The sequence below is a fragment of the Bradyrhizobium sp. UFLA05-153 genome (assembly GCF_054185185.1).
Genome location: NZ_JBBIAM010000280.1, coordinates 1 through 2,572, shown reverse-complemented (window position 1 = coordinate 2,572; position 2,572 = coordinate 1). Strand labels below are relative to the sequence as shown.

General features: G+C 60.0%; 2 protein-coding genes. Both read left to right on the top strand.

Annotation, left to right across the window (positions count from 1 at the left end; translation table 11 throughout):
• The first annotated feature begins 58 nt into the window (after nt 1-58).
• Entirely contained in the window at nt 59-916 is an 858-nt protein-coding gene (locus Q2941_RS51250) for a tetratricopeptide repeat protein (RefSeq protein WP_458197495.1), read from the top strand.
• A 487-nt stretch (nt 917-1,403) separates the two neighbouring features.
• Nucleotides 1,404-2,486, top strand: coding sequence for a SphA family protein (locus Q2941_RS51245; RefSeq protein WP_254113083.1), 1,083 nt, complete (start codon nt 1,404-1,406; stop codon nt 2,484-2,486).
• Nucleotides 2,487-2,572 lie beyond the last annotated feature (86 nt).

Here is a 2,572-nt window from a genome sequence, read left to right as displayed (position 1 = left end):
GATGTGTATAAGAGACAGCGCTAGCCCCACAATGCCGGCGATCGCGCGAGCAAGCGCTTTGAGCGAACTTCGATCCCGGGTCTCGCCCGCTAATATCGAGCTTGCCCGCAAGGGCTTGGCCGATCCTGATCCGATGGTTCGGATTGGTGCCCTCGAGATGCTCGACGGCCTTCCAGGCGACCGGCTCTGGCCCCTGGTCTCACCCCTGCTCTCCGATTCAAGCCGTGGCGTTCGTATCAGGGCAGTGTCGGTGCTGGCTGCGGTGCCCGCTGCCAACCAGCCCGTCTCCGATCGTGCGGCTTACGAGACGGCAACAGCCGAGTTCATCGCCGCGCAACGTTTCAACGCTGATCGACCTGAAGCTCGCTCAGCGCTCGGAAACTTCTTCGTCAGTCGCGGACTCACCACCGACGCAGAGAGCGAATACAAGAGCGCACTGCGCCTTAGCGCGCAATATGCGCCTGCCGCGATCAATCTCGCAGATTTGTACCGACGACTTGGCCGTGAGGGTGACGGAGCGAGCGTGCTGAGGACAGCCATCGTATCGTCCCCCCGGGACGCAGGACTGCACCATGCGCTCGGGCTCACCCTGACGCGACAGAAGTTGCCGGATGATGCACTCAGCGAGTTCCGCGACGCGACCGAGCTGGAACCTGAGCGGGCGCGCTACGCCTATGTTTACGCCGTGGCGCTGCATTCATCGGGCCGCATCGATGATTCGATGAAGGTTCTGAAGGAGAACCTGGCCCGGCATCCCGAAGATCGCGATACCCTGTTGGCGCTGGCGACCTTCAGCCGCGACTCCGGAGATCTAGGTACCGCACTCGACTATCTCGAGCGCCTCTCCCATCTCGCGCCAAACGACCGCAACCTGGCTCGTCTAACCGACGAACTCCGCGCACGTTTGAAACAATAGCCATTGATACGTGACTATTGGCTGAATGCACTGCTGATGCCGCGCTGGACTTGATCCAGGGCTATCATCGTGGGAAGCGGCATCGTGAGTGGCGGTTTTGTTCGCCTAAGCGGGCAGCAGAACATAGGCCAGCACCACGTAGGCGGTGAGCGCGCCCACCAGAATGATCCACCATTGTCGCCCATTGATTTCGCCGGCAGTGCCACTGTTGCTTGTCAGCTGCCTTGCTCGGCCCTCATTCAACAACGCTTCGCACCATGGCCTCTCGACCTTCACAACGGTCGTGCGACGCTGTTGGAAAACTGCAGGGGGTTGTGCGCGGCAACTGTGACACCCGAGACACAGTCCTCGAACAAACAGCAGGAGGGCGGGAGGCTTGCCGATTTGGCATAGACGCAGACCCCCGGTACCGGACTATGTTGACGCCGTGGGCATATTCTTGGGGACTTGGGAGAATTAGGGCTTAGAAGAATTAGGGGACTGACACATGCGGGATCTTGGATCGAGGTCAGCACTGCGTCTTTTTTGCATTGGATTACTTGCCGCTCTATTCGCGCTTCCAGTTCGAAGCGCTCTTGCCGATGAAGGCGGCGTCAGTTTTTGGATACCGGGATTCTTTGGCAGCCTCGCGGCCGTTCCCGCCCAGGCGCCCGGATGGTCCGTGACTTCGATCTATTATCATGACTCGGTTTCCGCCGGCGGTAACGTCGCTCTGGCGAGGGAGTTCCAGATTCGCAACGTTCCCGCGAATCTGACGGCCAGCTTCACCGGCAACGTCAATGCAAGCGTGAATGTTGACTTGATGGTCCCGACCTACACCTTCGCGACACCGGTCTTGGGTGCTCAGGTCTCTGTTGCTCTCTTAGGGCTCTACGGGGCCAATTCGACCTCGCTCGCGGGAACGCTCGCAGGAACATTGGCGGGGCCGCTCGGCGGCACTGTTCCATTCTCGCGCTCCGATGCCATCAACAGCACGGTCGTGGGATTTGGCGACCTGATCCCATTCTATGAAATGAAATGGAATGCCGGCGTCAACAACTACATGGTTTACGCCACCGGCGACATCCCGGTCGGCAGGTACGACTCGATGCGTCTTGCGAACCTAGGGATCGGGCACTGGGCTGCCGACGTCGGCGGCGGCTACACCTATTTCGACCAAAAGACCGGGCGGGAAGCTTCGGCGGTGCTCGGATTCACGTACAACTTCAAAAACCCTTCCACCCAATATCAAAACGGGGTGGACATGCATCTCGACTGGGGTGTGTCGCAATTCCTGACCAAGCAGTGGCAGGTCGGCCTTGTCGGTTACCTCTATCAGGAGTTGGGCTGCGACAGCGGCTCCGGTGATCGCGTCGGCTGCTTCCGCTCGCGGGTCGCCGGCGTCGGCCCGCAGCTCGGCTACATTTTTCCGCTCGGAGACAAGCTGCAGGGCTATCTCAACCTGAAGGCCTACGGCGAATTCGCCAATGAAAATCGGCCGGCGGGCTGGAACCTCTGGCTGACGTTCAATCTTTCGCCTGCGGCAGCAACGCCGCCGACGACGCCCTCGAGGCCAATTTTCACGAAATAGAATGGTCGGCTAGGTCGTGTGGACACTTATCGCAGCCAAAGCACGGTGGCTGCGATGGTGACGATGGCAAGGTAGTTTCGGGCAGT